The sequence below is a fragment of the Paenibacillus sp. 32352 genome, assembly GCF_002042965.1.
In the GTDB taxonomy this organism is placed as follows: Bacteria; Bacillota; Bacilli; order Paenibacillales; family NBRC-103111; genus Paenibacillus_S; species Paenibacillus_S vulneris.
In genome coordinates this window covers 24979-49787 of the sequence record NZ_MZNT01000017.1, presented here as the reverse complement: position 1 = coordinate 49787, position 24809 = coordinate 24979, and the positions used below count along the sequence as shown (strand labels likewise).

The 24809-nt window shown below is 49.5% G+C and carries 26 protein-coding genes; all 26 read right to left on the bottom strand.

Annotation, left to right across the window (positions count from 1 at the left end; translation table 11 throughout):
- Window positions 1-139: 139 nt before the first annotated feature.
- Window positions 140-391: a DUF1146 family protein gene (locus tag B1728_RS30640; protein WP_079914228.1), complete on the bottom strand. Its 252-nt coding sequence runs from the start codon at window positions 389-391 to the stop codon at window positions 140-142.
- Window positions 392-411: 20 nt separating this feature from the next.
- The gene (locus tag B1728_RS30635; RefSeq protein WP_079914227.1) at window positions 412-2946 is read right to left on the bottom strand and encodes a S8 family serine peptidase; all 2535 of its coding nucleotides are present in this window, start codon (window positions 2944-2946) and stop codon (window positions 412-414) included.
- Between the two features lie 257 nt (window positions 2947-3203).
- Complete coding sequence (locus tag B1728_RS30630) at window positions 3204-4718, bottom strand: NADH-quinone oxidoreductase subunit N (protein WP_079914226.1); 1515 nt, start codon at window positions 4716-4718, stop codon at window positions 3204-3206.
- A gap of 4 nt (window positions 4719-4722) precedes the next feature.
- Window positions 4723-6342 carry a complex I subunit 4 family protein gene (locus B1728_RS30625; RefSeq protein WP_079914225.1) on the bottom strand — a complete coding sequence of 540 codons (1620 nt, stop codon included), beginning with the start codon at window positions 6340-6342 and terminating at the stop codon, window positions 4723-4725.
- Window positions 6332-8215 carry an NADH-quinone oxidoreductase subunit L gene (gene nuoL, locus B1728_RS30620; RefSeq protein WP_079914224.1) on the bottom strand — a complete coding sequence of 628 codons (1884 nt, stop codon included), beginning with the start codon at window positions 8213-8215 and terminating at the stop codon, window positions 6332-6334. The genes B1728_RS30625 and nuoL overlap by 11 nt, the downstream gene beginning before the upstream one ends.
- A gap of 74 nt (window positions 8216-8289) precedes the next feature.
- Window positions 8290-8601: an NADH-quinone oxidoreductase subunit NuoK gene (nuoK, locus tag B1728_RS30615; RefSeq protein ID WP_079914223.1), complete on the bottom strand. Its 312-nt coding sequence runs from the start codon at window positions 8599-8601 to the stop codon at window positions 8290-8292.
- A gap of 3 nt (window positions 8602-8604) precedes the next feature.
- Entirely contained in the window at window positions 8605-9129 is a 525-nt protein-coding gene (locus B1728_RS30610) for an NADH-quinone oxidoreductase subunit J (RefSeq protein WP_079914222.1), read from the bottom strand.
- Complete coding sequence (gene nuoI / locus B1728_RS30605) at window positions 9130-9573, bottom strand: NADH-quinone oxidoreductase subunit NuoI (RefSeq protein WP_079914221.1); 444 nt, start codon at window positions 9571-9573, stop codon at window positions 9130-9132. It lies immediately after the preceding gene.
- Between the two features lie 48 nt (window positions 9574-9621).
- On the bottom strand, window positions 9622-10629 hold the full coding sequence (gene nuoH, locus B1728_RS30600; protein ID WP_079914220.1) for an NADH-quinone oxidoreductase subunit NuoH: 1008 nt from the start codon (window positions 10627-10629) through the stop codon (window positions 9622-9624).
- Complete coding sequence (locus B1728_RS30595; protein ID WP_079914219.1) at window positions 10629-11729, bottom strand: NADH-quinone oxidoreductase subunit D; 1101 nt, start codon at window positions 11727-11729, stop codon at window positions 10629-10631. Before B1728_RS30595 ends, nuoH begins: the two co-directional genes overlap by 1 nt.
- A gap of 6 nt (window positions 11730-11735) precedes the next feature.
- Window positions 11736-12641 carry an NADH-quinone oxidoreductase subunit C gene (locus B1728_RS30590; RefSeq protein WP_079914218.1) on the bottom strand — a complete coding sequence of 302 codons (906 nt, stop codon included), beginning with the start codon at window positions 12639-12641 and terminating at the stop codon, window positions 11736-11738.
- A complete protein-coding gene (locus tag B1728_RS30585) occupies window positions 12638-13156 on the bottom strand; it encodes a NuoB/complex I 20 kDa subunit family protein (RefSeq protein ID WP_028550962.1) in 519 nt (172 codons plus the stop codon). Before B1728_RS30585 ends, B1728_RS30590 begins: the two co-directional genes overlap by 4 nt.
- Window positions 13141-13506, bottom strand: coding sequence for an NADH-quinone oxidoreductase subunit A (locus B1728_RS30580; RefSeq protein ID WP_079914217.1), 366 nt, complete (start codon window positions 13504-13506; stop codon window positions 13141-13143). Before B1728_RS30580 ends, B1728_RS30585 begins: the two co-directional genes overlap by 16 nt.
- A 442-nt stretch (window positions 13507-13948) precedes the next feature.
- The gene (locus tag B1728_RS30575) at window positions 13949-14347 is read right to left on the bottom strand and encodes a F0F1 ATP synthase subunit epsilon (RefSeq protein ID WP_079914216.1); all 399 of its coding nucleotides are present in this window, start codon (window positions 14345-14347) and stop codon (window positions 13949-13951) included.
- 146 nt (window positions 14348-14493) lie between these two features.
- Window positions 14494-15900 (bottom strand): F0F1 ATP synthase subunit beta, encoded by a 1407-nt coding sequence (gene atpD, locus B1728_RS30570; RefSeq protein WP_079914215.1) that lies wholly within the window; start codon window positions 15898-15900, stop codon window positions 14494-14496.
- A 127-nt stretch (window positions 15901-16027) separates the two neighbouring features.
- A complete protein-coding gene (gene atpG, locus B1728_RS30565) occupies window positions 16028-16885 on the bottom strand; it encodes an ATP synthase F1 subunit gamma (RefSeq protein WP_079914214.1) in 858 nt (285 codons plus the stop codon).
- A 120-nt stretch (window positions 16886-17005) separates the two neighbouring features.
- A complete protein-coding gene (gene atpA / locus B1728_RS30560; protein WP_079914213.1) occupies window positions 17006-18523 on the bottom strand; it encodes a F0F1 ATP synthase subunit alpha in 1518 nt (505 codons plus the stop codon).
- 33 nt (window positions 18524-18556) lie between these two features.
- Window positions 18557-19090, bottom strand: a complete 534-nt coding sequence (locus B1728_RS30555; protein WP_079914212.1) for a F0F1 ATP synthase subunit delta — start codon at window positions 19088-19090, stop codon at window positions 18557-18559.
- Entirely contained in the window at window positions 19087-19572 is a 486-nt protein-coding gene (gene atpF / locus B1728_RS30550; protein WP_079914211.1) for a F0F1 ATP synthase subunit B, read from the bottom strand. Before atpF ends, B1728_RS30555 begins: the two co-directional genes overlap by 4 nt.
- 77 nt (window positions 19573-19649) lie before the next feature.
- Window positions 19650-19874, bottom strand: a complete 225-nt coding sequence (gene atpE, locus B1728_RS30545; protein ID WP_079914210.1) for a F0F1 ATP synthase subunit C — start codon at window positions 19872-19874, stop codon at window positions 19650-19652.
- Window positions 19875-19947: 73 nt separating this feature from the next.
- Window positions 19948-20649 carry a F0F1 ATP synthase subunit A gene (gene atpB, locus B1728_RS30540; RefSeq protein ID WP_079914321.1) on the bottom strand — a complete coding sequence of 234 codons (702 nt, stop codon included), beginning with the start codon at window positions 20647-20649 and terminating at the stop codon, window positions 19948-19950.
- Between the two features lie 33 nt (window positions 20650-20682).
- Entirely contained in the window at window positions 20683-21078 is a 396-nt protein-coding gene (locus tag B1728_RS30535; RefSeq protein ID WP_079914209.1) for an ATP synthase subunit I, read from the bottom strand.
- A complete protein-coding gene (locus tag B1728_RS30530; protein ID WP_079914208.1) occupies window positions 21078-21299 on the bottom strand; it encodes an AtpZ/AtpI family protein in 222 nt (73 codons plus the stop codon). The genes B1728_RS30535 and B1728_RS30530 overlap by 1 nt, the downstream gene beginning before the upstream one ends.
- Window positions 21300-21473: 174 nt before the next feature.
- Window positions 21474-22616: a non-hydrolyzing UDP-N-acetylglucosamine 2-epimerase gene (wecB, locus tag B1728_RS30525; protein WP_079914207.1), complete on the bottom strand. Its 1143-nt coding sequence runs from the start codon at window positions 22614-22616 to the stop codon at window positions 21474-21476.
- Window positions 22617-22664: 48 nt separating this feature from the next.
- On the bottom strand, window positions 22665-23294 hold the full coding sequence (gene upp, locus B1728_RS30520) for a uracil phosphoribosyltransferase (RefSeq protein ID WP_079914206.1): 630 nt from the start codon (window positions 23292-23294) through the stop codon (window positions 22665-22667).
- A gap of 331 nt (window positions 23295-23625) precedes the next feature.
- Entirely contained in the window at window positions 23626-24789 is a 1164-nt protein-coding gene (trpB, locus tag B1728_RS30515; RefSeq protein ID WP_079914205.1) for a tryptophan synthase subunit beta, read from the bottom strand.
- Window positions 24790-24809: the final 20 nt, after the last annotated feature.

Genomic DNA, 24809 nt, shown 5'->3' with positions numbered 1-24809 from the left:
TGTTTTAGCCATCTTTTTCACAAAAATGTCTAATCATTCGATAAAGCCCGACATCCATACGAGGCACGCCTCGTTATCCCTAACGCTTTCCTCGGTACAGTGCTTCTTAACGATGTTATGGAACAAACCGGGCTGCCGGTTAAAACATCCCCGACAGCCAAGTTGACCAGTTAAAATAGTCAATGAAAAACCGCGCCAATTGGTAGCCTAAACCGACGGATAAAAAAATCTGAAGCATCTTGCTCTGCATGCTTTTCGGCCTTTTCATCATTTTGTCCAGGTTCAGCTCTTGGAGCGCCCACCAGGAACAAGCGATACAAATCAAAGTAATGAAAATATTGATTATACCGTTCATTCCCATGGAGGTGTTCATTTGCTGTACATAATCCATATTTGACCCCACTTTTCATCTTAAGGCATAATTTTGGCCAGCATTGTCACGAATTCAGCCCGCGATGCTTGCTGATCCGGCTTGTAGCTTCCGTCCTCGTAGCCGTTAATCCAGCCTTCCGCTTTCATCTGCTTCAGAATGCCTACGCCCCAATAATCATCGTCTACATCCGTGAACGGAACAGCACCGCGTTTTTTGCCCGAAATATTCATGCTTCTTGCAATCATTGCAGTCATTTCCATGCGGCTTACCGGCTGATCTGGAGCAAAAGAATTGTCCGGGTATCCGTCAATAATTCCGCTCTGCGCCGCCTTGGCTATGTCCGCATAGGCCCAGTGATTCATACTCACATCCGTATAGCTGATGCTCTTCTGCTTGGACAGCTTGAAGGCCCGGCTGATGATCGTAGTCGCCTCCGCTCTAGTAATCGGAGAATCCGGCCGGAACGTATAGTCGTCGTACCCGTTTACGATCTGCTTGCTGCCCATCTCCAAAATGCTGTCCATCGCCCAATGCCCCTGAATATCGGCATACCCGCCGATCAATGGCTTGGCTCTGACCATCAGCTGGTACACGTCGCGGTCGAACGGAGCGCTCGCCGTAAGCTTCAGGTAGTAGGTCCCTGCCGGAAGCCGTTCCTTCATCTCAATCTCTCTCGATGAATTGGTGCTGGCCATAGGCTTCATGCTTCGATCGTATAGGAAGGCATACATATTCACGCTGCGGGGAATCCCCGTCAAGCTCAAATGAACATAGCTTTCTTCATTCAGCTGGAACTGGAACCAGTCAATATCGTCCACTTTGTCGATTAGCCCGGTATACTCCGTATCCAGAGATATAGTCGTCGCCTGATACGAACGATTGTTAGGTTCATTAGGATCGATCTGTTTCGCATCATACTCTATTTGTAACGTATATTCCCCGGTGACCGGAAATGCATACTCTTTGACATTGCTGACGCGAATATAATATTTGCCCGGAAACACCTCCGGCACTACCAGCACCTCTGTAACCCCGTCTCCTCCCTCATCAACGGTAGTGCCCTTTTCCCCCTGCTTCTGCACGAACAGAACCGGATCAATCCTTGCCGTATCCGTACTGAGATGGAAAGTGAGCATGCCGGATTGTTCCACGGGGAACTCAAACCAATCCTGATCGTTCATCTGATGGAAGGTCCCTTTGATCGTTTGGCTCCGTGAGGGAAGCACATAGGCCTTGTACTGCCGGTCATTATCTTCGAAAACATCACGGTAGATGTCAAACGACGTCGTCAGCTTATAAGGAATTTCAGCCTTCTGGTTCCTGTCAGCCAAGCGAAACTGTAAATAGCTGCGACCTTTGCTGACGTTCAAGGCAACAGGCTGTCCCGGAGCCGCCGTCACACTCGTAAAAGTCCCTTTGGCATCCGTGTGCTGAACGGCAACCGACTGCCCTTCTTGAAGGTCAAAGGTCAGATTGACGGTCCCATCATAAGGAGCATCCAGGTAAAACCAGTCCTGATCCGATCCGCCGGTGAAGGATGCCGAGATCATCTTACTGATGGACAGCGCCTTGGCCTGGTCCTTCCGGTTGTTCGGCTCATAGATATCGAGCAGTGGCATCTCCGTCAATGCCCGGTCGGCTCTTAGCAATCCGTACCCTGTCTGCTGATCCCAGCCGGGAGACATCGAATCGTCTGCCGTTTGGCGTAGCAGCTGACGGATTTCATATGGCTTCATATTCGGGTATTTGCTCCATACCAAAGCTGCAACCGCAGCGACTTGCGGAGCCGCCATGGAGGTCCCGTCCTTATACTCGTAAGAACCGCCCAACGCGGTCGTAAATACATCCCAAGGCGCAACAAGGTCAATCTCCGGCCCCGTATTGGACAGCTCATGCGCCGCGCCATCTGCGGTTACACCTCCGACCGCCAATACCGTTGGGTATGCGGCTGGATATTTAACACGATTTCCCTCATTTCCTGTCGCCGCGACAAGAAGGACATCCTTCTCCTCCGCATAGCGTACAATATCGCTCAGATACGTTGAATATTTATTTAAACCAAGAGACAGAACAACAATTTTGGCCCCATGATCAACCGCATAACGGATGCCTTCCCCAAGCTTGGCTTCCCCCCCGGAGCCGTCCGACTCCAACGCTTTAATAGGCATCACCTTGGCATCCCATAATATGCCGGAGACCCCTTTATCATTATTGGTTGTTGCTGCAACGATCCCGGCAACATTCGTCCCATGACCATTATCGTCTTGAGGCGGCAGCTTGGGATTCATCAGGTTGACTCCAGGCACCAGATTCTTTTTCAAATCCGGATGGTTCAAATCAACACCGGTATCGACAATGGCAATCGTTAGATTCGGGTTGCCCTTGGCGCTATCCCAGGCTTCGTTAATATGGATCTGCTGCAAGTAGGATTGTTTTTCTGTTAAGGGGTCATTCGCTGAGGCTGCGATGGTAACCAGCGGCTCTTTACCGAAAGCCTGTCCGGCGCATACCAGCAGCATCACGATCCCCATGATCCAATGAACGAGTTGGCGAGTCACTAGTTTACGTTGCATGTTCATGGTTCCTTCTTTTCTTTTGCTTATTGGAGTAGCTTTACTATTTCGATAAAAGTATTCGGTTTCCTGCCGTAGTTTCGGAAAACCGCTTAGCAAATGATGGAGGTTTTATGAACATCTATAGGGGAAACGGTTTTTGGTAAGAGAAAGGGTCAAAATGCAGCGTTGGGCATGCCTTATAATAGGGTTTAACCTTAAAAAAGCCCGGCTGACGCACCATCTTAAGCGTCAATCGGGCTATGACATCTAACCTGCTAGCTGAAAAAAAACAAATCCTGTGTAAGCGAGAAAATCCGATCGATCCATCCCAGCACCCACTGCGGCACAATACCGAGGAGTACACTAATTCCGGCGCATAGCCATAAGGTAATGCCGAGCGGCCACGGTACCGTGACGCTCCTCGATTCAAAATCGGTTCGCATGAACATTTGGCGGATCAGTCCGAAGTAATAGTAGAAGGAGATCACGCTTGTCACAATCATCACTGCAGCTAACCAGTAATGCTGGGTTTGCATCGCTCCCATCATAATGAACACTTTTCCGAAGAAGCCGCCCGAAATCGGCAGGCCCGCAAGCGAAAGAACCAACAGCACGGTCGCCACAGCTGTACCTGGAGCCCGGTAATACAAGCCGGCCAGTCCGCTTACGGTTTCATCGCCGGTAGATCGCTCCATGATCATCACGACAGCGAAAATACCGATATTCATAAACAGGTAAGCGATCAAGTAAAACGCAAATTCCGAAAAGTTCGAATAATGGACCATGGAAAAATGCGTTGCGATCGGAATAAGCAAATATCCTGAATTCGCAATACCGGAGTAGGCCAATAGCCGTTTTAGATTGCTCTGCCGCAGCGCGATAAAGTTCCCGAGAATCATAGCGGCCGCGGATACGACCATTAGAGATACTAAAACGTCGCCATGGAACGGAAGCTCCATTAAGGCTCCGATGGCATACACGCCGTACAACACGCGGAACAAGACAGCAAACGCGGCTGCCTTGGACACTACAGCCAAGAAAGCGGTGACTGGCGTCTGAGCTCCTTGATACACATCTGGAGCCCACATATGGAATGGAGCCGCCGCAACCTTGAAACCGAAGCCGGCCAACAGCATAAAGAAGGACACATACAGGAACGGCAGCATCGATTCGGCGTTTTGTCCTAACGCTGCGTTGATCTCCGGAATGCTGGTCGAGCCTGACATCCCGTATAAGAAGGACATTCCGTACAAGATAATGGCGGAGGAAATCCCCCCCAGCACAACATACTTGAAGGCTCCTTCATTGGAGCGCAGATCTTTTTTGCGCATGGCTACCAGAATGTAGGAGGTGATGCTAAGCAGCTCCAGACCTACATACAGAGTAATTAAGTCACCCGAAGACGACATAATCATTCCGCCCAGGGTTGCAGGTAAGAGCAGATAGTAAAACTCCCCGATATGCGGAACTTCCTCTTCCTTTAAGGAGCCTATGCTCATGAAGGTCACCAGACCCGCACCGGTTAACAAGATCAGCTTGATAATGCTGGCGAAGTCATCAATGCGATAGCTGTAATTCAACAGCTGTTTCGGCTCTGTCGGGTTCAGGTCACCGACAACGAACAAGCCTGCGATGATGATGCTAAGCAGCGACAGCCAACCGAGGGCTTTACGATTCGTTTGTTTCGGCAGCAGAAGATCGAGCAGCGATAATACCACTGCCGCAATAACCAGAGTCAGCTCCGGTGCCAAGTATCCGAGATCGCTCCATTGGAGACGTAGTTGTTCCACCGGCCTAACCCCCTATCTTCACTACAGTTTGAATGAATTGATCGAAGCCGCTGACGGTTTGATGCAAAGGTCCGCTAAGCACCGCAGGATAGATCCCCAGGACAACGACGAAGGCTACTAAGGCCACCATAGGAATGGCTTCCATCAAGCGGGCATCCTTCATGCCGTCTCCCTGAATTCTCGGAGGACCGTAAGTAATGGCCAGAACCCCGCGCAGCACGTACACGGCGGTGAGTATGACCCCGATGGTTCCGATGACCGTGATAACTTTGGCCGTCTGGAATAACCCTGCAAAGGCCAGAAATTCGCTGATAAACCCGGACAATCCCGGGAGACCGAGTGAAGCCATGCCGGCTACCAGCAGGATACCGGAAATGAACGGAACATTTTTGGCGAGTCCGCCCAATTGATCCAGCATAGTGGTCTGGGTTCGTTCATAAATTGCCCCTACCAGCAGGAAAAGCAGCGCTGAGATAAGACCGTGAGACACCAGCTGGAACACCGCTCCTTCGAGTCCGATGGTGTTGAATGCGGCGATCCCGAGCAGCACGATCCCCATATGACTGATGCTGGAGTAAGCCAGAACCAGCTTGAAATCCTTTTGTACGAAAGCTAGAATAGCCCCGTATAAAATATTGATCACACCCAGAATAGCAAGTACGGTCGCCCACTGCACAGCTTGCTGCGGAAAGAGCAGAACGCCGAAGCGGATCAAGCCATAGGCCCCCATTTTCAGCAGGATGCCGGAGTGGATCATGACGATGGAAGGCGGGGCTTCCGTATGTACCCTAAGCATCCACGTATGGAATGGAAAGATCGGAAGCTTGATTCCGAATGCAACCAAGAGCATGATGAACAGCACCCATTTCATCGTATCGCTCAAGTAGAACGGGTAATCGCTCTGATTGACATAGGAAGCTTCGCTTTGGAACAAATGGCTTGTTATGACGCTGAGGTCCCCGCTGTAAAAGATCGAATTGCCGCTGTCATTGGACACCTGTCCGAACCCTGCGGTACAAATGAGAATGATGAAGGCGATAAGCATGATGGCCGAGCCAATCCCGTTGTAGATCAAAAACTTGTTCGCTGCCCTTTCGCGCTCCATATATCCCCATATTCCAATCAGGAAGAACATCGGGATCAGGGTTACCTCGAAGAAGACGAAGAACAAGAACAAATCCTGCGCCATAAACACACCGAACATTCCTGTTTCCAGCAGCAGGTAGAAGATAAAATAAGATTTCCATCTTTTCTTGATATAGACGGAAGCAAGTGCCGCCATCGTACCGATCAAAGCTGTCAGGAATACAAGAGGCAGCGATAATCCGTCCACAGCCATGATGTATTTAAACTGGAAGAAGAAGGACGTCATTTGATTCAGGCCCTGGGCCTCGTGATTGAGAGGCACTTGAATCCAGCCTAGCTCCTCCTTGAACTGCATCCCTTCGAGCTGATGATTGAAGGCGGAGTAGAGCCATGCGGATAATACAAGCGGAATCAGGGTAGTCACAATGGCGACCGTTTTGATCCACTGCCCTTTATGAGCCGGCATGAATAGTAACACCAGCACCCCGAGCAGCGGGGAAAAAGCTATCAGGGACAAGATATGCATACTATCCGACATGGATGAACCTCCTTCCTGCGATGGCAAGGATCAGAATGAGCAGCCCCAGCAAGGTGGCGAGCCCATAGGTCTGTACCTGACCATTTTGCAGACGGGATCCGATCCGTCCGATGCCGACCACAGAATAGCTGGCCAGCTTAACGATGCCGTCGACAACATATTCATCGAACAGATGAAGCACCAGACCAAGACCCTTCAATGGCCTTACGATAACCTGTTCATAGATTTCATCGATATAATATTTGCGGTTCAGCAAGCGGTACAGCCATGGAGCGCGGCTCGATACGGCATCGCTTGAGATCGTTTTTTTGACATAGACCAGATAGCCCAGCCCGATCCCCAACAGTCCCACAACGGTAGAAAGGATCATCACCACAGCATTGGCGCTCTCTTCCTCCGCATGCCCCGTGAGCCAAGTGCCAAGCCATGGACTGAATGGGGTAAAGACAAAGCCGGCCACGACCGCCAACACAGCCAGAACAATCAAAGGCAAGGTCATGGTTGCCGGAGATTCATGCACATGCTCCTGATGGCGCGGTTTGCCCATAAAGACCAGGAAGAACAATCTCGACATGTAAAATGCGGTGAAAAACGCTGCGATCAATCCCACCCAAAACAGGAGCTGATTATGCGTGTAGGCTTCCGCTAAGATAGCATCCTTGGACCAGAACCCGGACAACGGCGGAATTCCTGACAAAGCCAACGCTCCGATCCCGAACGTCCAAGCCGTTATCTTCATCTTGCTGCCCAGACCACCCATTTCATGGATGTCTTGAGTATGTACGGAATGAATGACACTGCCCGCTCCCAGGAAGAGCAGAGCTTTGAAGAATGCATGCGTAAATAAGTGAAAAATCCCAGCCGTATAGGCTACCGATGTTCCTATTCCGAGGGCCATCATCATATAACCGAGCTGGCTGACCGTGGAATAGGCAAGCACCCGCTTGATATCGTTTTGCGCCGTTCCGATGGTAGCTGCAAATATGGCGGTAAAGCCTCCGATACACGCCACCACAGTAAGAGCAGCCGGAGATGCTTGGAAAATGTCAAACGTGCGAGCCACCAAATACACCCCTGCCGCCACCATCGTAGCCGCATGAATGAGAGCACTGATCGGCGTCGGACCCTCCATCGCATCCGGTAGCCAGGTGTGCAGCGGAAATTGACCCGATTTCCCTATGGCCCCAACGAAGATCAGGATAGCGATCAAGGTTGCCATCCCGCCGGATATTTTGCCGCCCGTCACTGCATTATGAATGGATGTAAAGTCCAGCGAATGGTTCGGCATGGCCCAGAACAAGAGCAGAATAGCGATCAGTAAGCCCACATCGCCGATTCTCGTAACGATGAATGCCTTCTTCGCTGCAGCCCGCGCTTCCGGCTTGAAATACCAGAAGCCCACCAGGAGAAAGGAACAGACGCCTACGAGCTCCCAGAATATATACAGTTCCAGCAAGTTCTCGGAAATGACGAGTCCTAGCATGGAGAAGGTAAAGAGAGCGATGTAGGCAAAAAATACATTGATGCGTTCATCGCCTTCCATATATCCCTTCGAATATAAGTTGACCAATAGACTGACCAAGGTAACAATCACAAGCATCAAGGCATTCAAATTCGTAACCTCAAACCCCATGTTCAGGGAAAACGTTCCGAACTTGATCCACTGCAGTTTGTTCCATGTGTAGTCCTCAATCGTGCCTCCCAGCCGTTCAATGAAAATGAGCAGAGACACCACGAACGAGGCGAAGACGGCAACAATGCTGATATATGCGCCCGCGTCTTTTAATTGACGCCCTACTGCCGTTAAAATAAGGAACGCTAGCAGCGGGAACAACGGGATAAGCCAGGCATACTGCGAGTAGGCCGATATCATGAATTTATGTCCTCCTCCTACAAGTTTGCATCCGCAAACTTACTTCGAAAGCGCTGCTATACGTTGTTAGCAAGCTATCGTTTCAACGAATCCATCTCATTGACGTCCGTCGTTCCTTTGTTGCGGTACAACGCTATTAGGATGGCTATGCCTACCGCAGCCTCCGCTGCGGCTACCGTGATGTTAAACAAGGAAAAAATTTGCCCCGTCAAGCTCGGATGAACGCCCAGTTTCGAAAAAGCGACCAGGTTAATGTTGACTGCATTGAGCATCAGCTCAATGGACAGCAGTACAATGACGGCATTCTTTTTGGACAATGCTCCATACAGGCCGATACAAAATAAAATCGCCGCCAGGGTCAAGTAAGGGGTAGCCAATCCCGTCATGGTCTAGTCCTCCTCTCTCTTCGCCACTACGATGGCTCCGATAAATGCTACGGTCAAGAGAACCGACATGATCTCAAAAGGAATTACATGCTGATTGAAGATCAGCTTCCCTATCTCCAATGTGTTGTCCTCCGCCGCCTTGAATTCGCCTGCCGGAAGATTCACATTTTGGATCGCGTAGAACAGCACGCCGAACAAGGCCAGCGCCCCGATAAATAACAGCGTGTTATGAACAGGCCGCTTGGGCTCCTCTTCTTCTCCTTGGTGCTTGGTCATCATAATTCCGAAGATCATAAGAATGGAGATTGCACCGGCATAGATAAGAATTTGCACAAAGGCGACGAATTCGGCATCCAGGACGACGTAAAGCCCTGCCAAGCTGATAAACGTCAGCGCCAGAGCCACCACCATATGGACTACCTTGTTGAAGCTGATCATAAAGATGGCGCCGCCGATGGCCAGTAATGCGAATACGAAGAACGCAATATTCTCACCGCTGGATAAAAAAGCCGCGATATTACCGAACATTTACTTCGCCCCACCTTTCGGAAGCGCCGAATTATTTTCTTTCCGTACATTCACGTTGTTTTCATTCAGCCACTGCAAGTTTTTAAACAAATCATCGCGGCTGTACGTGCTGAGCTCGAAGTTATTGGTCATCACGATAGCTTCCGTTGGGCATACTTCCGTACACAAATCACACAAGATGCATATTTCAAAATTGATATCGTACGTATCGATGACCTTTCCCTTTTTCTCCGGATCCGGATTGGGCTTACCTGTTAGAGTAATGCATTCCGTCGGACAAATACGCGCGCACATATTGCAGACAATGCATTTATCGGGGTCAAAATGCTGAATTCCCCTGAACCGGTCAGGCATTTCCAAAGGAACATCCGGGTACGCGTAGGTTACTTTTTTCTGGGTCATGCTTTTGAGGGTAACGCCGAGACCTTTGACTATGCCTTTCATGATTTCTCACCCTTTCCCAAGCATCATTTCTTTATAGAAGCTTACCCATCATCCGATGATGCTCATATAAATGGCTGTCACAAAAATATTGATCAAAGCAAGCGGCAGCAACACTTTCCAGCCGAGCCCCATCAGTTGATCCACCCGAATCCGGGGCAGCGTCGCCCGTATCCAGAACAGGAAGAACACGATGAAAGAGAATTTCAGCAGGAACCAGATAATGCCCGGAATGAAATCAAGGAACGGGAATGGCGCATGCCAGCCTCCCAGGAACAAGGTCGTTGTCAATCCGGCAATAGCAAATACGTAAACATACTCCGCCAGCATGAAGAATGCGAACCGAAAGCCGCTATATTCCACATGATAGCCTGCGACAAGCTCCGATTCCGCCTCCGGCAAGTCAAACGGCGTACGGTTTAATTCGGATACGCCTGCAATAACGAATACGACAAAGCCGATGATTTGGGGCAGAAAGTTCCAGTGCCAGAACCCTCCGGACTGATGCTCGGCAATCGTGTTCAGATTCAGACTGCCTGTCATCATAATGACCCCAATTACGGAGATAACCAGAGGTATTTCATAGCTGATCATTTGAGCAGCCGACCGCATCCCGCCGAGCAATGCGTATTTGTTGTTGGAAGCCCAGCCTCCCAGCACGATTCCGATGGTGGAGATACCGGACAAAGCAACGTAGAACAGCAATCCTACATTGAGATCGGTGCTGATCAGTTTTTCCGAGTAGGGAATAACCGCAACAACGACAAACGCAGGAATAAATGCAATGACCGGGGCCAAAATAAACAGTTCCCGTTCCGCTTTACGCGGGATGGTGTCCTCTTTAATCAGAAGCTTGAACACGTCTGCAACGCTCTGCAGAAGCCCCAGAGGGCCTACTCGGTTCGGTCCGATCCGCAGTTGCATCCATCCGATAACCTTACGTTCAAAGTATATGGCATAGGTTACGAACCCAAGGACTAATAACAGCAAAAGGACTCCCCACGCGAAGAAGATCGCAAAATTCGTCCAGTTCAGCTGCTCCTGCAATAAACCTCCCATTAACAGTCCACCTCCCCGACGACAATATCAATGCCTCCGAGTATCGTGATGAGATTCGTCATGGTTTCCCCGACCAGCAGCTTAGGTAATATTTGCAGATTCACAAAGGAGGGTCTGCGGAATTTCAAGCGATAAGGCTTATCCTTCCCTTTGGATACGATGTAGCAGCCGATTTCGCCGCGCGGCGCCTCAATCCGAGCGTATACCTCCCCTTCGGGAACGCGAAGCACCCGGGGAACCTTTCCCATAATCTCGCCCTCGGCGGGAAATTGCTCTACGGCTTGCTCAAGGATACGCAACGACTGTCTTATCTCCTCAAACCGGATTAAGTAACGGTCGTAGCAGTCGCCTCTCTGCCCAACGGGTACATCGAATTCAAATCGATGATACAGGCTGTACGGCTGGTCCTTTCGAAGATCCCACTTCACCCCGGTACATCGCAGATTGGCCCCGCTTAAGCCGTAAGCAATAGCGGTTTCCGCATCATATTGACCGATCCCTTTAATACGGGCCAGGAAGATCTCATTGCCGCTAACGAGGTTGGTGTATTCATCAAGCTTATCACGCATGTACGGAATAAACTTGCGTACCTTCTCGATCCAGCCTTCCGGAGCATCCCATTTTACACCGCCAACACGCATGTAGTTGTAAGTCAGTCTTGCCCCGCACAGCTCGTTAAATAAATTGATAATGATTTCCCGATCCCGGAAGGCATAAAGGAAGGGACTCATCGCCCCTATATCCAATAAGTAGGTTCCCCACCACACCAGATGGCTGGCTATCCGCTGCAATTCCATGACAATTAACCGTAAAAATTCGGCCCGTTCCGGTATTTCCAGCTGCATCAGCTTCTCTACGGCATGAACAAGGACATAGTTGTTCGTCATAGCCGAGACATAGTCCATGCGGTCGGTGTAAGGAATAATCTGCGTATAGTTCAGATTCTCTGCGAGCTTCTCGGTTCCTCTGTGTAAATAACCCATTACCGGATCGGCATGAGTAATGATTTCCCCGTCAAGCTTAACCACGATCCGAAACACTCCGTGAGTACTCGGATGCTGAGGCCCTACATTTAATAACAGCTCTTCTGTTCTGATCAAGAGACTCTACACCTCCGGGTCAAGCGGTTCATAGTCTTTTCGCAGCGGATGGCCGACCCAATCGTCAGACATCATGATCCTTCTCAAGTCCGGATGCCCCGGAAAATCAATTCCTAATAAATCGTAAATTTCCCGTTCGTTCCAGTTGGCTGTTGGCCAAACAGGGGTAACCGAAGGGATGGACGGAGCTTCACGGTTCGTTTTAATTTTAATGCAAATCTCTTGCTTCGTCTCCAGCGAGAGCATATGGTAAGCAACCTCCATATGCGTCTCCTGGTCAATTCCGGATACATTCCGCAAGTAGTTCATTTTAAAATCCTGATGATCCCGAAGCTGCTTCGCCGCATCCACCCATCGTTCATTCTGGATAACTATATACGGAAGATGTGCATCCCGTTCGTTGATAAAAGCTTCCTCTACAATATCGTCGCCGAGCTTCTCTTTGAGAAGCTTCACCCACAGGTCCAGCCTAGGCTGATTCGGGGAAGGCTCTTTAGGCGCAGCGGCTTCCGCTTCACCGTCCGGCTTCTTTGCCCGGGCGTTAGCACGCGCCGCGCGAGCTTCAGCAGCCGCCTTCGCTTTAGCTTCCTTGTCCTCGTCCGCTGAAGCCGCCTTCGCCGGTGTAGCATTCTCAACCGCAGCATCGCCTGTAGCAGCAGCGGCCTTTCTCTCCGGCCTTGGGGGCCTTGCCGGAGCCGACTCCGGCTCCCCATCGCTCGGCTTCTCGTTAGAAGCCGTTTCGCTCACCGCAGCTTCCTTAGGAGCTGCGGCCGCTCCGCTCGGCTTATCCTTCGATTCCGGTGCATTGTCTGCAGGCTTTTGCTGCGGTTCTGGTGCCGATGTGTCTGCATTGGCAGATGGCTGTACTCCTTCATCAGGCTGCAGCCCATCCTTCTTTTGCTCATCGCTCATCGATTGGTCACCTGCTTACCCGTTTTTGCTTCATACCGTATCTTCTCCTGAAGCTTATTGATACCATAGATTAAAGCGGCAGGGTTCGGAGGACACCCGGGAATATATACATCCACGGGAACGACCTGGTCAACGCCTTTCACGACTGCATAGGACTTCACGTAAGGACCGCCCGCCGTCGCACAGGAGCCCATGGCGATCACCCATTTCGGTTCCGGCATCTGCTCGTATAGACGGCGAAGCAGCGGAGCCATTTTCTTCGTTACGGTGCCGGCCACGATCATCACGTCGGATTGCCTTGGAGATGTGCGGAAGATAACCCCGAACCGGTCCAAATCGTAGTGCGATGCTCCGGTTCCCATCATTTCAATGGCGCAGCAGGCAAGACCGAAGGTCAATGGCCACAAGGAATTGCTTCGAGCCCAGGCTTTCACTTGCTCTAACGTCGTCATAAATACATTACGTTCCAGCTCTTGTCTTTCTTCCGGGGAAATTGACTCTAAATTGAAGTCCATTGCAGCACCTTCTTCTTCCAAGCGTAAATTAACCCTACAACGAGAAGCCCGACAAAGATGCACATCTCTACAAGCGCAAACAAGCCTAATTGCTTATACGCAACGGCCCATGGGTACAAAAATACAGTTTCTACATCAAAAATAACAAACATCAAGGCAAACAAGTAATAACGGATATTGAAGCGCACATGGCTCTCGCCGACGGGCTCATTTCCGCTTTCATAAGTGGTATACTTCTCCTCCACCGGCTTGTTTGGGCGTAGCAATCGTCCAACTGTAAGCGCTACAACTGGAAGTAACACTCCAAGCATGAGAAAAATGGCAACGACCACGTAATTGTTCATGTACATCGTGAACGATCCGCCTCCCACTAAAGTATTGGAAAGTATGTTTTTCTGGAGCTTGTGCAGGGCCGATTTGGCAGAAGGACATCGTCGTTTCTTCTCATTTACAATGTAAGCGTAAACAAGATGAATTTCCTTAGCCATTTTTTCTAAAAGCAAATCTGACCAAGCACGCTGCTACTGTTAATTTATGCCTAAATAATTATAACAAATGCCTGTTGGGGTGTCTAATATTTCCTGAATTTCCTTTAAAGCAAAAAGTTCCTTTTTAAAAATATTCCACAGACGGCCGGGAGGGTGAGTTTCATATTCCTATATGGCGAGAAAAAAACGAGCACCCTCCAGTGCCTAAATGCTGATTCGAGCACATTATGAAGTCAAAATGTAAATTGTATATGGTAAAAAAGCGAGAGAAACTAGGTTCCTCTCGCTTGATTATGTTAACTTCTTATCTTTTACCATACACTTCAATCCGATTTAATGCTTTCTGCAAAGCCACTTCCGCGCGTTTGAAGTCGTAGTTGTCCTTGGACGCCAGTCGCTTCTCAGCACGTTCTTTGGCTGCTTTAGCACGCTCAAGATCGATTTGTTCCGGCAGCTCAGCGCTTTCCGCCAGAATAACCACTTTGTCCTTGCGGACTTCCATAAAGCCGCCGTTTACCGCAATATACAATTGCTTACCGTTCTGCTTCACGGTAACCGGTGCCACTTTCAATGGAGTAACCAAAGGAATGTGATTTGGCAGAATACCAAGCTCCCCAGCTACACCCTTCACGATAATCATGTTTGCATCTTCAGCAAACACTTTACGTTCAGGAGTTACGATTTCCAGTAGGAAAGTACTCACTTGGATTCCTCCTAAGAGTTTGCTTCAGCAAACCACTTGGTCAGCAACTATCGAACTTGAGTTCGCTAGTTTGCCATTTTTGCTGCCGTGCTCTTTATAAATACCGCTGGACAAGCCGTTAAGATTGCCCAGCGATGCTTGTTAGATTACAAAGTTTTCGCTTTTGCGATCGCATCTTCGATCGTACCCACGTTGTGGAACGCCGGTTCTGGAAGATCGTCATGCTTACCATCCAGAATCTCTCTAAAGCTGCGAACTGTTTCTTTAACCGGTACGAACAGACCAGGGATACCGTTGAACGCCTCGGCCACGTGAAGCGGCTGGGACAAGAACAATTGAATCCGTCTTGCGCGTTTTACGACCAGTTTGTCTTCGTCGGACAACTCGTCCATACCGAGAATCGCGATGATATCCAGCAACTCTTTGTAACGTTGCAAGATTTTCTTAACTCCTTGAGCAACATTGTAGTGTTCTTCACCAAGAATTTCTGGAGTCAGAATACGGGAAGAGGATGCCAATGGGTCAACCGCAGGGAAGATACCCATTGCTGCAATGTTACGCTCCAGGTTTGTTGTAGCGTCCAAGTGAGCGAACGCTGTAGCCGGAGCCGGGTCCGTATAGTCATCCGCAGGAACGTAGATCGCTTGGATCGAAGTAACGGAACCTTTTTTGGTGGATGTGATACGCTCTTGCAATTGGCCCATCTCTGTAGCCAATGTAGGCTGGTAACCTACCGCAGATGGCATACGTCCCAGAAGGGCGGATACCTCGGAACCTGCTTGCGTGAAACGGAAAATGTTGTCGATCAATAGAAGAACGTCGCGGCCTTCTACATCACGGAAATATTCAGCCATTGTCAAGCCTGTCAAAGCAACGCGAAGACGCGCACCTGGCGGCTCGTTCATCTGACCGAACACCATCGCCGTTTTGTCGATAACGCCGGACTCCTTCATTTCATGGTACAAGTCGTTACCTTCACGCGTTCTCTCACCAACACCCGCGAATACGGAGAAACCGCCCATCTCGGATGCGATGTTGTGAATCAACTCTTGCAGTGTAACGGTTTTACCTACACCCGCACCACCGAACAGACCGATTTTACCGCCTTTTGCGTAAGGCGCGATCAAGTCGATAACTTTGATCCCTGTTTCCAGAATTTCTACTTGCGTAGACAGCTCTTCAAACGAAGGAGCGCTTCTATGGATTGGGTTCGTCACGGAGCGATCGATTTCCTCGATCCCATCGATTGGATCACCCAACACGTTAAATACGCGGCCCAAAGTAGCTGCACCAACTGGAACGCTGATAGGTGCACCAGTATCAACAGCTTCCATACCGCGAACCAAACCGTCAGTAGAAGACATCGCAACGCAGCGCACCATGTTGTCGCCCAGATGAACAGCTGCTTCAACCGTCAGGCTAATAGTTTGTTCGCCTGCTTGTTCTGCCTTTTTTTCAATTTTAATCGCATTTAAGATCTCAGGGAGGTGTCCACGATCAAACTCAATGTCGACGACCGGTCCCGTAATGTTCACAACGCGCCCTTTGCTCACTGTTTTCCCTCCTAAAAGCTCTGTCATTGGACAAAGCTGCTTGATAGCATTGACTCTGCTTCGGCTTATCGTGCCAGCTTTGCCTTATCCGTTCCTAAATTGTGTTTAGGTTGAAGATTGAATCGTATTAGCTTTGTGCGTTCGCGCCAGCGACGATCTCGGAGATCTCTTGGGTAATCGCAGCCTGACGAGCACGGTTGTACGACAATGTCAAAGTATTGATCATCTTTGTCGCGTTCTTCGTTGCATTGCTCATGGCCGTCATTCTCGCGCCGAATTCACTTGCTTTACCGTCCAATACGGCACTGTAAATCAGCGTCTCCGCATATTTAGGCAGCAACACTTCCAATACACCTTCCGGAGAAGGCTCGTATTCGTAGTTCGATACTGCCGTTCCGCTCATATCTTCCATAGGTAAAAGCTGCTTTACCGTAGGAATTTGGGAGATCGCATTGACAAATCTGTTATATACGAGGAACAAACGATCGTAAGATCCGTTCTCAAAGTTTTTCACTGCAGCACTAGCAACTGTCTTGATATCTCCGAAGGTCGGTGAATCAGATAGCCCAACCACCTCTTCGACGATGTTCATGTTGCGCTTGCTGAAGAAATCTCTACCTTTACGCCCGATAACGAAGATGGAATACTCGCTAGGAGATTTGTGTCTTTCCTGGATCTCCGTCATAACCCGGCGCAACACGTTCGCATTGTAACCACCCGCCAAGCCGCGGTCTGAAGTCACAACGAGATAACCCGTTTTCTTCACTTCGCGATTTTGCAGCATCGGATGCTTGATGCCTTTACTGCCTGCCGCAATACTGCCGACTACTTCCTTCAGCTTGTCAGCGTAAGGACGTGCCGCTTCAGCAGCCTCTTGGGCTCTTCTCAGCTTGGAGGCAGCAACCATCTCCATCGCTTTCGTGATTTGCTTCGTGTTTTGTTTGGACTTGATCTGGCGCTTAATCTCGCGCATTCCTTTTGCCATGCCTGCTCACCTCTCTCTCGAAGCTTCTCCTTTGACAGAAAAGCCTTCACTCGAAAAGCCTGTTAAAAGACTTAAAATGGAACACCGAGCTTCCCGTACGAGAAGCTCAGATTCGTTCATCTATTGCGCGGAAGTTGCAAATCCTTTTTTGAACTGCTGGATTGCATCAACCAGTGCGTTCTCATTATCCGACGTCAAATCTTTCGTATCGCGGATGTTTTGCAAAATTTCAGGACGGTTGGAATCCAGGTAAGCCAGGAATTCAGCTTCGAAGCGAGTGATATCCTGTACTGGAAGCTCATCAAGATGTCCTCTTACCACCGTGTAGATGGAAGCAACTTGCTTCTCAACCGGCAGCGGCTGGTGAACGCCTTGTTTCAAGATTTCCAATGTACGCAAACCACGGTTCAAACGAGTTTGAGTCGCTTTATCCAAATCGGAACCGAACGCTGCGAACGCAGCCAATTCACGATATTGGGCCAAGTCGGTTTTCAGCGTACCGGCAACCTTTTTCATCGCTTTGATTTGCGCGGAGCTACCTACCCGGGATACGGAGATACCAACGTTAACCGCTGGACGTTGACCGGAGTAGAACAGGTCGGACTCAAGGAAGATCTGTCCGTCTGTGATCGAGATAACGTTCGTCGGAATGTAGGCGGATACGTCACCCGCTTGAGTTTCAATGAACGGAAGGGCTGTAATGGAGCCTCCACCCAAAGAGTCGTTCAACTTAGCTGCACGCTCAAGCAAACGGGAATGCAGGTAGAAAACGTCACCCGGATAAGCTTCCCGACCCGGAGGACGGCGGAGCAGCAAGGACAACTCGCGGTATGCCGCTGCTTGCTTCGTCAAGTCATCATAAACGATAAGCACGTGCTCGCCTTTGTACATGAAGTACTCGCCCATCGCGCAGCCTGCGAAAGGTGCAAGCCACAACAACGGAGCAGGCTCGGAAGCACTCGCTGTTACGACAATCGTGTAATCCATAGCGCCGGCTTTACGCAGAGTTTCAACCACGTTAACGACGGTGGATTGTTTTTGACCGATAGCAACGTAAATACATTTTACGTTGTTACCTTTTTGGTTGATGATCGTATCGATGGCAATCGCAGTTTTACCTGTTTGACGGTCACCGATGATCAACTCACGCTGACCGCGACCGATAGGAATCATCGCGTCGATTGCTTTAATACCGGTTTGCATTGGCTCATGGACCGATTTACGGGCCATAACGCCTGGAGCCGGAGATTCAACCGGACGGAAAGTCGCTGTGTTGATAGGACCTTTACCATCCACTGGTTGACCCAATGGGTTAACGACACGACCGATCAGTTCTTCACCAACAGGAACCTCCATGATACGGCCGGTACGTTTTACTTGGTCACCTTCACGAATGTCTGTGTAAGGTCCCAAAATAACGATACCTACGTTGCTTTCTTCAAGGTTAAAAACGTAGCCCAAAACGCCGTTAGCGAACTCAAGCAGCTCTCCCGCCATAGCGTTTTCCAAGCCGTGAGCACGAGCGATACCGTCACCAACCTGAATAACTGTACCTACGTCAACCACTTGCATATCGGATTTATAGTTTTCAATCTGTTGTTTAATCAATGTGCTGATTTCTTCAGGTTTGATACTCAACGAACTTCACCCCTATTCTTACAGTGCTAGTGCTTATTTTAACGAACTTGCCAGACGATTCAGACGCCCCGCCAAGCTTCCATCATATAAACGGTCTCCGATCCGTACTTGAATGCCGCCAAGAAGCTTAGGCTCAATAACGGTTTGAACACGGATGGTTTTATTCGTCAGTTTGCCGAATTGTGCCGCAATTTCAGCCTGTTGGGCTTCGGAAATCGCAAACGGCGCGTACACCGTAGCGCTAGCCTGACCCAGAGCTTCATTGGCGATTTTCACATAATCAGTAACCAACTGGGCCAAAACGCCCTCTCTACCCTTATCGATCAAAATCTGCAGCGTATTCCACACCGGTTCGGAAACATTGCCTTCAAAAATCTGCTTCAGCAGGTCCTTTTTGACGGAAGCCCCGATATTCGGATGGTTCAGGAACTTCTGCAGATCCGCATTATCCCTAATCGCACCAACTACAGATTTCAGCTCTTCTTCCACTCCGGAAATAATGCCCTTCTCCTGAGCTACCTCGAATAAAGCTTTGGCATATCGCTTCGCTACTACGATGTCACTCATACGTTGCCTCCTACCTCTTTGAGGTAATGCTCAACCAAATCATTCTGGGTTTTCTCGTCGATTTGCTTCTCAATAATTTTGGAGGCGATCAATACGGACATCGCACTCACTTGGCTGCGAAGAGCTGCAACCGCTTTGTTTTTCTCGTTCTCGATATCTTTAAGCGCTTCATCCTTCAAACGGTCAGCTTCTTTACGTGCTGCTGCAACAATCTCATCCGCTTGTTTGGAGCTCGTTTGTCTAGCTTGTTCAATAATATCATGTGCTTCTTTACGAGTTTGTTGAAGGGCCTGTTTTTGCTCCTCTAACAATTGCTCAGCTTGCTTGCGACTATTTTCAGCTGTTTGAATTTGATCCTTCACGAGCTGTCTGCGTTTTTCCATCATGCCGAACAAAGGGCCGAACGCAAACTTTTGCAGCAGGAAGTACAAAATCAAGAAGGCTACGATTTGAATAAAAAACGTGGTCCATTCGATATGCAAGTAAGGTCACTCCCTTCTGATAACGTGGGCAAAACGAAGGCGTGGAGGCTATGTCGCCATCCCCGCCAAACGATTTCTTAAGCTTGGCCCATCAAGATGAACGCAAGAACCAAAGCTATGATTGGCATTGCCTCTACTAGACCTACACCGATAAACATAGTTGTTTGAAGAGTACCGCGAAGCTCAGGCTGACGGGAAATACCTTCCAAAGCACGACCTACGATCAAACCGTTACCGATACCTGCACCAAGTGCACCCAAACCGAATACAATTGCTGCTGCTACTAATGCTAAAGCTCCCATTGAGAAAATCCTCCCTTAGATTGAAAAAGTTTTTATTATATGACTCGAGAATACCCGAGGTGAGTCTTGCTGCTTAGTGGCCCTCTTCTTCGTGGACCAAAGTTTGCGCAATGTAAACCATCGTCAGCGTCGTAAATACGAATGCTTGAATCGCACCTACGAACACACTGAAGCCCTGCCATACTAATAAAGGCAAAACTCCAAACCAGCCTGCCCCGATGATGACAGAAATCATTAGTTCCCCTGCATAAATGTTACCGTAGAGACGGAAAGCAAGCGTCATCGGCTTAGATACCACTTCAATCAAATGCAGTGGAAGCATAGCGCCTTTGTATTCAAAGTAATGCGCAAAATAATGTTTGGTATTACGAGTAATACCCAAGTAGTGGCTAAGTACGATAACAATAACCGTTAAGGCAGCCGTTACAGCGATGTCTGCTGTCGGCGATTTCCACCAAGCAACATGATCTTCAGTAACGATCGAGAACGGAAGTCCCAGCATGTTACCGATAAAAATATACATGATGAGTGTCATTCCGAGCGCGATAAACGGTTTGCCGTGCTTCGACCCAATGGTGCTGCCGATAATGCCCTCAACAAACTCTACGACCCATTCCATAAAGTTTTGAATTTTCGAAGGATTCGTAACGGATCCTTTGCTAGCGCCGGAAATGGCGAGAATTAAAACAATGATACTGGTCACGACGATCATAAGCAGTGCAGACAGATCGAAGTGAAGACCAAATAGTTCTATACCTGGCACTTGGTGTTCCATGTTTTCCATTTTCACCCCTTTCCACGATTGGTTTTACTTCTTGGATCTTTTAATAGAAAGAATACCCAATACGAGTGTTGCCAATTGAGCAAAAAAGTATCCGATAATTGTCGTAACAAGCGCGACATGCTCGGGAAAGCGAATGGCCAGAAGCCCGGCCAATCCGGCAATGGCTGCCCTTGTTAAAAAACCTATGCTGACTTTGGTAGGTACTTTTTGCTCAGGTGGAGCTGCGATCACTTTCTCGGATAGCTTGCGAATTTTCCAAGCAAGATACCTAGCGTTGATCATGCTGACGACTGAACCAAGCATCAATCCTGCCGAATACGGTCGGAATTCGACGAAAATCGCCCATACGACCAAACAAAAGGAAAGAAAAAAGAGAAACACATTTTGAACCGTTTTCAGATGGGCCGAAAAATCATCCATTATAGCCCTCCGTACTGCTTGATCATAAAGTAAATGCTGATAATTGCAGAGACAAGACCCAGCAGAAAACCTCCCAGCAGCCATAACTGCCCGCCTAACGTATGACTTAACCAGTCGCCGAACCAATATCCGGCCCACAAGCATACTGCAAGGTCGATTCCAATGGCGCTCGACAATGCAGCGGCTCGCCACGGATTATCGTTGCGGTTTGGCTGTTTCATAGGCATCCTCCTGAGAATCCTCACTTATTGTAACGAAGCTATGCGAGGTTTGTCAATTGCCGATCTTTGTTAACAAGCCGTGATCAAAGTCACAAAAAGCCCGTCATATCAAGGTTTTTTTGGCTTACAAACCAAACAGTGCAACTGTACGCTGTAGCGTTTGTCATGAGATTGTCACGGTTGGAACGGCTCGGGTCTTGCAGAAGCTTGTCCGAAATGGTAAAGGATGGCTTGCACGATACGTTCCGACGCTTTTCCGTCCCCGTAAGGGTTGGCCGCTTGGCTCATTTTTTGGTATAAATCAGCATCGGTAAGCAGCGCTTTAGCCCGTTCGTAGACCTTCTCCTCGTTGGTTCCTACCAGCTCCAGCGTGCCTGCGTCGATCCCTTCCGGACGTTCCGTCGTCTCGCGAAGAACCAGGACCGGTACCCCGAACGATGGCGCTTCCTCCTGAAGACCTCCGGAATCGGTCAAAATCATATGCGCATGCGGGTAAATGTTATGGAACTCGAATACATCCAGAGGTTCGATCAATTTGATTCGCGGATGTCCGCCCAGCATTTCGTAGGCCGGTTCCTTCACCGCAGGGCTTGGATGCACCGGATAGACAATCGCGATATCCTCGAATTCATCCGCAATACGTCGAACGGCGCGGAAAATTTGGCGATGCGGCTCTCCCTGCGCTTCACGGCGGTGTGCCGTCATCAGGATGAGGCGTTTGCCTTCGGCCCACTCCAGTACAGGATGGGTGAAGTCTTTTTGTACCGTATACTGGAACACGTCCGTTACCGTATTGCCCGTAACAAAGATCGTATCTTCCGACTTGTTCTCCTTACGGAGATTGTTCGCGGACAAGTCCGTTGGAGCGAAGTGGAGGTCCGACAGCACACCGGTTAACTGACGGTTCATTTCTTCCGGATACGGGGACATCTTGTTCCAAGTTCTTAGTCCCGCTTCCACGTGCCCTACTTTTACCTGCTGCATGAAAGCCGCATAGCTCGCGAGGAAGGTAGTCAACGTATCGCCGTGCACAAGAACCAAATCCGGCTTCTCTTCACGGAACACCGGATCGAGGCCCTGCAGCACGCGAATCGTAATCTCATTCAGCGTTTGGCGCTCCTTCATTACGTCCAGGTCGTAATTCGGCTTAATTTTGAACGTATCCAGCACCTGATCGAGCATCTGACGATGCTGCGCGGTCACGCACACCAAAGATTCGATCTGCTCGGGATATTTCTGAAGCTCCAGCACCAATGGAGCCATCTTGATAGCTTCCGGTCTTGTGCCGAAAATCGTAATTACCTTAATTTTGCTCATGTTCGTTCCCCCTCCACTATGCCGTTCATCCCTACTACTTCTATTGCCTTATTTCGTCCCAAATAAACGGTCGCCGGCATCGCCGAGGCCCGGGATGATATAACCGTGATCATCCAAATAATCGTCAATGGCAGCAACATAAATATCGACATCCGGATGCGCTTGTTGGACCGCTTGTACACCTTCAGGCGCAGCAATCAGACACATCAGCTTAATTTGCGAGCAGTTTCTATTCTTCAGTGCGGTAATGGCAGCATTCGCCGAGCCTCCAGTGGCCAGCATCGGATCGATAACGATCAGCTCCCGCTCCGTTACATCGGTAGGCAGTTTGGCGTAGTATTCTACCGGCTCGAGCGTTTGCGGGTCGCGGTACAGCCCAATATGGCCGACCTTGGCTGCCGGGACAAGCTTCAATATTCCATCCACCATGCCTAAACCGGCACGCAAAATGGGGATCAATCCTAGCATCCGGCCGGAAATAACACGGCATTCGGCGGTAGCTACAGGTGTCTGCACCTCTACCTTTTGCAAAGGAATATCCCTTGTAATCTCGTAAGCCATCAGCGTGGCCACCTCATCGACAAGCTCCCGAAAATCTTTCGTCGTTGTCGCCTTGTCTCTTATGTAAGTGAGCTTGTGCTGTATCAACGGATGATCGCACACAAATACTTTTCCCATACTATGTCCCCTTTACGCCAAATCTTGTCTATTATACCACAATTGCCGAACGTTATCCTAACATGATTGACATTTTCACTGAAATCCTTTTGCTGGAAAAAAGAAGTGTCCTGATGGCATGAGAAACCCCTCGAGACGGGGCAGATTTGTTGAAAAACGTGCAGAGCTTGAACTGCTCCGGTGGGGTATCCCTCCTGCCAGGCTTCTGAAACAGGCTTTGCTACGCAAGGCCATTAGCCCCGAATTTAATATTTCCCCAACAATGGAAAAACCTTGCCCCGGGATGAATAAAAGCTTCATCGTCCGAGGCAAGGGACTCTCAAGGCCTGTCCTATTGATTTTGCAGCATATGGAACACTTGTTCCACATCCTTATCCCCGCGGCCGGACAGATTGACGATCAGAATGTCGTCCTTGGTCAAGGTCGGCGCGAGCTTCAAAGCATGAGCAACAGCGTGAGCGCTCTCCAGTGCCGGAATAATGCCTTCGGTTTTGGACAGCACCTGGAACGCATTAAGCACTTCCTCGTTCGTTACAGTATAGTACTCGGCCCGTCCGCTTTCTTTTAAATGGCTGTGCTCCGGCCCGATGCCCGGATAGTCGAGTCCTGCCGCAATGGAATACGTTTTGCGCGGTTCTCCGTTTTCGTCGAGCAGCACCAGGCATTTAAAGCCGTGCAGTACGGCCGGCACCCCTTGCGTCAGGGATGGCGCTTGGTCCGGCTCCACGCCGATCAGACGAACGGACGGCTCGTCAATATAATGAGCGAAGGCTCCGATCGCATTGCTTCCCCCTCCTACACATGCCAGAACGGCCGTAGGCAGACGCCCTTCCTTCTCCAAGATTTGGCGCTTGGATTCTTCGCTGATAATGGATTGGAAGTGCTTGACCATCGTAGGGAACGGATGCGGTCCTACAGCCGAGCCCAGCAGGTAAAAGGTGTTGCGATAGTTTTGCACCAGATCGCCGAGCGCTTCATCCACCGCGTCCTTCAGCCTTCCTTGGCCTTTTTCAACCGCTACGACTTTAGCGCCGAGAAGCTCCATGCGGAATACGTTCAATGCTTGACGGCGGGTATCTTCCGCTCCCATATAGATGGTGCAGTCCATATCGAACATCGCGCAGACCGTTGCAGTGGCCACACCATGCTGTCCCGCTCCCGTTTCCGCGATAATGCGCTTGGCTCCCATCCGTTTGGCCAGCAGGATTTGACCCAATACGTTATTGATCTTATGGGACCCGGTATGGTTGAGGTCCTCGCGTTTTAAATAGATTTTGGCTCCGCCCAGCTTATCGGTCAAATGCTTGGCGTACGTTAACGGATTTTCACGTCCGACATACTCTCTCAGGTAATATTGAAATTCCTCAACAAATTCGGGATCATTCTTATACGTTTCGAACTGCTGTGCCAAATAATCCATTACCTCTTGAAGCTCCGGCGGAATGTAGCTGCCCCCGAAGGAACCAAAATAGCCTGCGGCTTGCTCCGTACTCATAAATTCCAGTCCTCCTCCAA

Coding starts and splice junctions, on each gene's coding strand:
- B1728_RS30640 (WP_079914228.1), bottom strand. CDS start 391: ATGGATTATGTACAGCAAATGAACACCTCCATGGGAATGAACGGTATA.
- B1728_RS30635 (WP_079914227.1), bottom strand. CDS start 2,946: ATGCAACGTAAACTAGTGACTCGCCAACTCGTTCATTGGATCATGGGG.
- B1728_RS30625 (WP_079914225.1), bottom strand. CDS start 6,342: ATGTCGGATAGTATGCATATCTTGTCCCTGATAGCTTTTTCCCCGCTG.
- nuoL (WP_079914224.1), bottom strand. CDS start 8,215: ATGATATCGGCCTACTCGCAGTATGCCTGGCTTATCCCGTTGTTCCCG.
- nuoK (WP_079914223.1), bottom strand. CDS start 8,601: ATGACGGGATTGGCTACCCCTTACTTGACCCTGGCGGCGATTTTATTT.
- B1728_RS30610 (WP_079914222.1), bottom strand. CDS start 9,129: ATGTTCGGTAATATCGCGGCTTTTTTATCCAGCGGTGAGAATATTGCG.
- nuoI (WP_079914221.1), bottom strand. CDS start 9,573: ATGAAAGGCATAGTCAAAGGTCTCGGCGTTACCCTCAAAAGCATGACC.
- nuoH (WP_079914220.1), bottom strand. CDS start 10,629: ATGGGAGGTTTATTGCAGGAGCAGCTGAACTGGACGAATTTTGCGATC.
- B1728_RS30590 (WP_079914218.1), bottom strand. CDS start 12,641: ATGAGCGATGAGCAAAAGAAGGATGGGCTGCAGCCTGATGAAGGAGTA.
- B1728_RS30585 (WP_028550962.1), bottom strand. CDS start 13,156: ATGGACTTCAATTTAGAGTCAATTTCCCCGGAAGAAAGACAAGAGCTG.
- B1728_RS30580 (WP_079914217.1), bottom strand. CDS start 13,506: ATGTACATGAACAATTACGTGGTCGTTGCCATTTTTCTCATGCTTGGA.
- atpG (WP_079914214.1), bottom strand. CDS start 16,885: ATGGCAAAAGGAATGCGCGAGATTAAGCGCCAGATCAAGTCCAAACAA.
- B1728_RS30555 (WP_079914212.1), bottom strand. CDS start 19,090: ATGAGTGACATCGTAGTAGCGAAGCGATATGCCAAAGCTTTATTCGAG.
- atpE (WP_079914210.1), bottom strand. CDS start 19,874: ATGGGAGCTTTAGCATTAGTAGCAGCAGCAATTGTATTCGGTTTGGGT.
- atpB (WP_079914321.1), bottom strand. CDS start 20,649: ATGGAACACCAAGTGCCAGGTATAGAACTATTTGGTCTTCACTTCGAT.
- B1728_RS30535 (WP_079914209.1), bottom strand. CDS start 21,078: ATGGATGATTTTTCGGCCCATCTGAAAACGGTTCAAAATGTGTTTCTC.
- B1728_RS30530 (WP_079914208.1), bottom strand. CDS start 21,299: ATGAAACAGCCAAACCGCAACGATAATCCGTGGCGAGCCGCTGCATTG.
- wecB (WP_079914207.1), bottom strand. CDS start 22,616: ATGAGCAAAATTAAGGTAATTACGATTTTCGGCACAAGACCGGAAGCT.
- upp (WP_079914206.1), bottom strand. CDS start 23,294: ATGGGAAAAGTATTTGTGTGCGATCATCCGTTGATACAGCACAAGCTC.
- trpB (WP_079914205.1), bottom strand. CDS start 24,789: ATGAGTACGGAGCAAGCCGCAGGCTATTTTGGTTCCTTCGGGGGCAGC.